The following is a 6,543-nucleotide window of genomic DNA, read 5'->3' on the forward strand; positions in this document are numbered from 1 at the left end:
CCGGCGGCTTTTGTTGTTCTTGAGGCTTTGCCGTTAACGGTCAACGGTAAACTTGACCGCCATGCTTTGCCTGAGCCCGAGAGTGCAGTATCAAGTGCACAATATGTTGCTCCTAGGACAGACACTGAAGCCATGTTGTGTTCTATTTGGCAGCAGGTATTGGAAGTCGATAGAGTTGGTGTTATGGACAATTTCTTTGCATTAGGTGGGCATTCACTAATGGCTATTAGTTTGGTAACACAAATCAAAGAAGCCTTCGCCATCGAATATTCAGGGTTCTCCATCAGAGAAGTATTTGAATTATCTTCTGTCGCTGAGCTGGCAGCTAGTATAGATATCTTGCTTTCAAAGCAGAAACTACAAGAAAATGAAAACCTTATCGACTCGTATAAGGAAGAAGAATTAGAAGAAGGGGTTTTATAAGTTGTTAGCTGAAAATATTTTTAAGCAAGCGCTGGATAGTGGAGTTTTCCTTTATCTGGACGGGGAAAACCTAAAATATAAAGTTAAAAAGGGTGAATTTCCTGACGAGCTAAAATCTGCAATTATTGTTCAGAAACAAGCGATAATTGATTACCTTAAACAAGTCGCGTCCCAGCCAGAGGTGAACGAGACTAAGTTGCCCAAGATAAGTCCTCGGGCTGAGGGTATTGAAAATCCAATGTCTTTTTCGCAGCAGCGTTTATGGCTTTTGGATCAACTCGAACAAGGCAGTAGCCATTACAATATTTTTGCGGCTTTAAAACTGACAGGCACTATAGATCTGGTGGCTCTGCAACAGTCCTTTAGCTGCATAGTCGAGCGCCATGAAAGCTTACGTACCTGCTTTTGCTCTGGAGATGAAGGCGAACCTCTGCAAGTGATCCAGCAAAAGGTCAGCTTTACTATTCCCATAACCGACTTATCCAAGCTGTCAGTACAGGAGCGCGAGCGAAAAATTACTGAAGAGGCTTCGAAAGAGGCGGGGCTGGCTTTTGATCTGAGCCGAGATCTAATGTTGAGAGTACAATTACTTAAACTGAGTGATCAAGAACATGCTCTACTGCTCACTATGCACCATATCGCTTCTGACGGCTGGTCAACCGGAATACTGGTTAAGGAGTTTAGCCGCCTATACAGCGCTTTTGTGAACGGAGAAGCTGATCCTCTAGCACCGCTTGCCATTCAGTATGCCGATTACGCCCATTGGCAGCGAGACTGGTTGCAAGGGGCTGTGCTGGACGAGCAACTCGATTATTGGCAGCGACAATTGTCGGACTTGCCTGAAGTGCATAGTCTACCATTGGATTATCCGAGACCGGCCATCCAGGGCTTTGACGGTGACGTACACTTCTCAACAATCGATAAAGTAAGTTATGGGCATTTGGCAGCCCTGTGCCAGTCGCTAGGGGCGAGCTTATTTATGGGGCTGCATGCGGTTTTCTCTATATTGTTATCTCGTTACAGCAATGAACGTGATATTGTGGTGGGGACCCCGGTGGCCAACCGGGAGCCTTCAGAAGTATCTGACTTGATAGGTTTTTTTGTCAACACCTTAGTGTTGCGTAGTGACTTATCTGGCGAGCCGAGTTTTCTTGAGGTACTGGCCGGCAGTAAAGCTAAGTTACTTGATGCCTATGCCCGCCAACAAGTTCCTTTTGAGCAGGTCGTCGAACGAGTGCAGCCGATGCGAAGCCTGAGCCATAATCCTTTATTCCAGGTTTTGTTGTCGTTGCAAAACAATGAACAAGGCCATTTGTCTCTGCCTGGATTAACCTTGTCTGCGATAGAAATGCCAGATAAAGGGGTCGCCAAATTTGATCTAACCCTGAATATCGTGGAAAGTGCTAATGGACTAGGGCTTGGCTGGGGCTACAATACCGCTTTATTTAAAAGTGAAACCATAGCACAAATGGCGGGGCATTTTGAAAGCTTATTATCCGCCGTGTTACAGTCACCCCATGAAAATGTTTTTTCACTAGGCATGGTAACCGAGCAGGAAAGCAGGCAGTTACTCGTTGACTGGAATGCAACGGCAGCACAGTGTCCATCAGATATGTGTATGCATGAATTGTTTGAAGCTCGGGCGGCACAAGCTCCCGAAAGAGAGGCCCTGGAATATAACGGAACTTGCCTCAGTTACCGGGAGTTAAACCAGCGCGCCAACCAGCTGGCGCATTATCTGGTAGCACAAGGTGTTAAACCGGACACCCTGGTCGGACTCTGTATTGAACATTCTTTGGATATGGTTGTAGGTATACTGGCGGTGCTGAAAGCGGGGGCTGCCTATGTTCCTATTGACCCTGCTAATCCTGAGGCACGCGTGCGTTATATGCTTAATGACAGCAGTGTGAAAATTGTCCTGAGCCAGCTACAGATATCTAACACCTCTTCGGTAGACACTGTACGGGTTATTTGCCTGGACGATGAAAACATGCAGGCTGCGCTAGCGACAATGCCGGATAATAACTTGCCGTTATCCTCATTGGGCTTGTCGTTGCAACACCTAGCCTATGTGATATATACCTCAGGTTCAACTGGGCAGCCAAAAGGAGTTATGGTCGAGCACAGGAATTTATCTAACCTGCTAGCTGGTTTGATTTCAACTTTTGAAGTCTCAACCGAAGATACTTTTGCTTGTTTCGCGTCCTTTGCATTTGATATTTCACTTTTTGAACTTTTTCTGACCCTGATAAGTGGCGGAAAAACTATTCTTGTTGATAAAGACGTTTTACTTAATCTGGAGCAATTTTCTCGGGTCACCGGACAATGCACTTTGTTACATGCTGTACCTAGTTTGATGAGTGAGGTTGTTGATTTTAAAAATAAAAACAATGAAAGCTTCGCAAATGTCAGAGCATTGTTTGTCGGTGGCGATTATGTGCCTGTAAGTCTACTCAAGCGTCTTAAAGCGTCTTTTTCCCGGGCTAAGGTTATTGAACTCTACGGGCCAACAGAAGCCACCATATTAACGACTTATAAAGAGGTGTCTGCGGAAACATTAAATCATACGGGTGCCGTCATAGGTCGCGGATTGCAAAATACCAGCCTCTATGTGCTAAATGAAGCGCAACAGCTATGTCCCCCACTACTGGCGGGAGAATTGTATATTGGAGGGGCCGGAGTTACCCGGGGGTACTTAAACCGGGACGAACTGACAGCAGAAAAATTTGTCGCTAACCCTTACTTTGATGCACAAAATCTCCGCTCGAGCGAGCGTTTATACCGTACCGGAGATCTGGTTCGATGGTTACCAGACGGTGAGTTAGAGTTTATCGGCCGCATCGATCATCAGGTGAAAATCCGCGGATTCAGGATCGAGCTAGGAGAAGTTGAGCATGCATTGTCGCTCTGTCCAGGGGTTAAAGATTCTGTGGTGATTGCTAGGGATATACGTGAGGGGGATAAGTGCTTAATTGCTTATTTGGTGGCATCTAAAGGGGAAGAAGAGCTTATTGCGGTCGTGCGTCGGCATTTGCTTGAGTGCTTGCCTGAGCATATGGTGCCATCGGCATTTGTGTTACTGGATAACTTACCGCTCAATATTAACGGCAAGATTGACCGCAAAGCCTTGCCAGATCCTGACACTGAGGTATCAAGCGCTGAATATATAGCGCCCGGCACCGAGATGGAAAAAATCCTGTGTGAAATCTGGCAGGATGTTCTCGAAATTGAACGTGTCGGTATTCAGGATAACTTTTTTGAGTTAGGAGGACATTCCTTAATGGCCATGCGTGTATTGTCAAAAACAAAAGCTAAAACCGGTATTGAAGTGCCGCTAAAAGAAATCTTTAAATTGCAAACCGTGGCTCTTATCGCTGATTTCCTCGACAGCCAGCAATATATTGACGACTTGCTTTATTCCCGGGGTGAGTCAGCACATGAAGACGAAATCGAACTTAAACTCTAGAGGCATATTTGATGATACTGTCTTATGGTACAAGGAAATTTAACATGCTAACTGAGATGATATGAAACTAGATCAGTATACTTGTTACTCCGATTTCAGGAAGGCTGCCAGAAGGAAGCTGCCAAAATTTGTTATGGACTTTATTGATGGTGGCGCGGGAGATGAGAAAACCCTTCAAGGGAATACTGCGGGGTTTAAAAATATTCAGCTGATTCCCCGTATGGGAAGTCAAACGAGACCGGGGTTGTTAAATACTGATATTTTGGGGTTATCGTATGCAGCACCATACGGAGTTGCTTCATTGGGGTTGTGTGGCCTGGTTCATCCTAAAGCGGAAATGATGCTGGCGAAGTCGGCGGCTAAATACAATATTCCCTATATTGTTAGCTCGGCTTCGAATAGTTTTCTTGATGTGCTAGTAAAGGAGTCTGGGGTTTCACCTTGGTTTCAGTTGTACCTTTCGAAAATAAAGTCACAGACGGATGTACTGATCAGCCATGCGCAAAAGCATCAATGCCCGGTGTTAGTAGTGACAGTCGACGCGCCAGTTCCGGGTATAAGACGAAGGGACAGGTATAATGGACTGAGGATCCCCTACCAGCTCAAGGCTTCAAATGTTATTGACTCAGTCACGCATCCTGCATGGCTGTTTAGGCATCTGGTCTCGGGGAAACTGACTTTCCCCCTTTACCAAAACCTAATTGAAGACCAACCCAATTTAAGCTTCTCTGAATTAATGTCCATACAAACTGGGGGGGAGTTGAACTGGGCGGTTATTGATGAGATCCGAGATAAGTGGCAGGGAAAGTTAATTTTAAAGGGAGTTATGTCGGTGAGTGATGCCCATACCGCAAAAAAAATGGGAGTGGATGCGATCATTATTTCCAATCATGGTGGTAGGCAATTGGACTCGGTACCGGCTCCTATTACTTTATTAAACCAGGTATTTAGCAAAGAGTTTGACCGAGAGTTTCTTATGTTGGATTCCGGATTAAGAAGTGGTGAAGATATAATAAAAACAATTAGTTGTGGTGCTTGCTTTACTTTTTTGGGGCGACCGTTTTTATATGCCTTGGCAGCTTATGGAGAAAGAGGCTTAGCGCAGCTGCAAGAAATGATTTTTGAACAATTAAGTGTAAATATGCGCTTGTTGGGGGCGAGTGCAATCGACGCCCTGAATGATGAATATGTGTTTTAAATTTTTAATAGATGTAAGAAGGGGAGTTTGAATGAAAGATCTTTTTGGATGTGCGGCTAAAATAGACCACATTGCAATAGCGGTAAAAAATATGGATGAAGCATTATTTTTTTATCAAGGAATATTAAACTTTAAGCTTCTGGAAAGAAGAGAAATTAAAGGTGCTTTCTCGGGAATGAAATCTGCTGAATTGACCGTGGGTAACTTTTCTGTGGTTTTGGTTCAGGGAACAGGGCCGGAATCTCAAGTTTGTAAATATATAGATGAATATGGTCCGGGAGTTCAGCATGTCGCTATAACGGTTGAAGATATAGAAGAAGTTGCCAGGGCATTAACCAAAAAGGGGTTAGAGTTTTCGACCAATATCATTAAAGGAAAAGGCTTGTTGCAAATATTTACCAAGCGAGAGAAAAATTCGGGCATGATGTACGAATTTATCCAGCGGGAGGAGACAGAAACAGGGTTCGAGGAAGGAAATATTCAAGAGCTTTTCAATCAACTTGAAAGTGCTTTTGCTTATTAATATTAAAGTTTTTGCAAATTTTTTTTGATTGATGTTTAATCTTGTTATATTGTTTATCGGGTGTTGATTTGTTGTAAATTCATGGAAGTATCATCTGTGATACTTAGTATTAATTATGGATGAATTGGACTCGTTTTAATGGGATCCCTAAAAGAATTATTAAAAGAATTAAAATCTCAAGAGATTTATTTATCTCTTGATGTTTCCGGGGAGTTAAGCGTTAAAGGAAGGAAGGAACTGCTTTCCACTGAACTCATCACCTTATTAAAAAAACATAAAGCATCGCTTGTTGATTTAATTCAGGCGAAAACTACAAGCGCGAGTGCTGTACCTGAGATAAAGAAAATTAATGGTGAGCAGGTTCTTGAACTTTCTTTTTCACAGCGAAGCTTGTGGTTACAAGATCAGATAGACGGTGGTAGTACCCACTACAATATTCCCAGCGCTATAAAGCTTAGCGGCATCCTTGATAATGACGCCTTGCAACGGGCTTTTGCCACTATCCTGTTACGCCATGAAAGCCTGCGCACCTGTTTTGTTGCCGGCGACGACGGCGAGCCGGTCCAACAGGTCCGGGAAGGTGTTGACTTTCAAGTGTCTTTAACGGATCTATCCGAGCTTTCACAAGATCGGCGGAACGAGCGTATAGCTGAAATCGTTTCAACAGAAGCAATCATGCCTTTTGATCTAGGCCGGGATGTAATGTTGCGAGTGCAGTTACTTAAATTAGCCCCTCAGGAGCATATCTTGTTGGCGACCATGCATCATATCGCCTCCGATGGCTGGTCTATGGGCATACTGGTGAATGAATTCAGCCGTTTATATACGGCTTATGTTCAGGGGCTGGACAACCCTTTGCCGCCGCTGGCGATCCAGTACGGCGATTATGCCCACTGGCAGCGCAACTACTTGCAGGGAGCTGTGCTGAATGAA

5 protein-coding genes are annotated in these 6,543 nt (G+C 44.3%); all 5 read left to right on the forward strand.

The features are described from left to right. On the forward strand, window positions 1-423 hold a 423-nt coding region (locus EXT47_RS23480), incomplete at its 5' end, for a phosphopantetheine-binding protein (RefSeq protein WP_240701666.1). 1 nt (window position 424) lies between these two features. Next, entirely contained in the window at window positions 425-3,889 is a 3,465-nt protein-coding gene (locus EXT47_RS23485; RefSeq protein ID WP_130127736.1) for a non-ribosomal peptide synthetase, read from the forward strand. A gap of 61 nt (window positions 3,890-3,950) precedes the next feature. Then, window positions 3,951-5,087, forward strand: a complete 1,137-nt coding sequence (locus EXT47_RS23490) for an alpha-hydroxy acid oxidase (RefSeq protein WP_052258138.1) — start codon at window positions 3,951-3,953, stop codon at window positions 5,085-5,087. 31 nt (window positions 5,088-5,118) lie between these two features. After that, the gene (locus tag EXT47_RS23495; protein WP_039490816.1) at window positions 5,119-5,610 is read left to right on the forward strand and encodes a VOC family protein; all 492 of its coding nucleotides are present in this window, start codon (window positions 5,119-5,121) and stop codon (window positions 5,608-5,610) included. A gap of 138 nt (window positions 5,611-5,748) precedes the next feature. After that, on the forward strand, window positions 5,749-6,543 hold a 795-nt coding region (locus EXT47_RS23500; protein ID WP_240701667.1), incomplete at its 3' end, for a condensation domain-containing protein.

The organism is Pseudoalteromonas sp. CO342X, assembly GCF_004208915.1.
In the GTDB taxonomy this organism is placed as follows: Bacteria; Pseudomonadota; Gammaproteobacteria; order Enterobacterales; family Alteromonadaceae; genus Pseudoalteromonas; species Pseudoalteromonas maricaloris.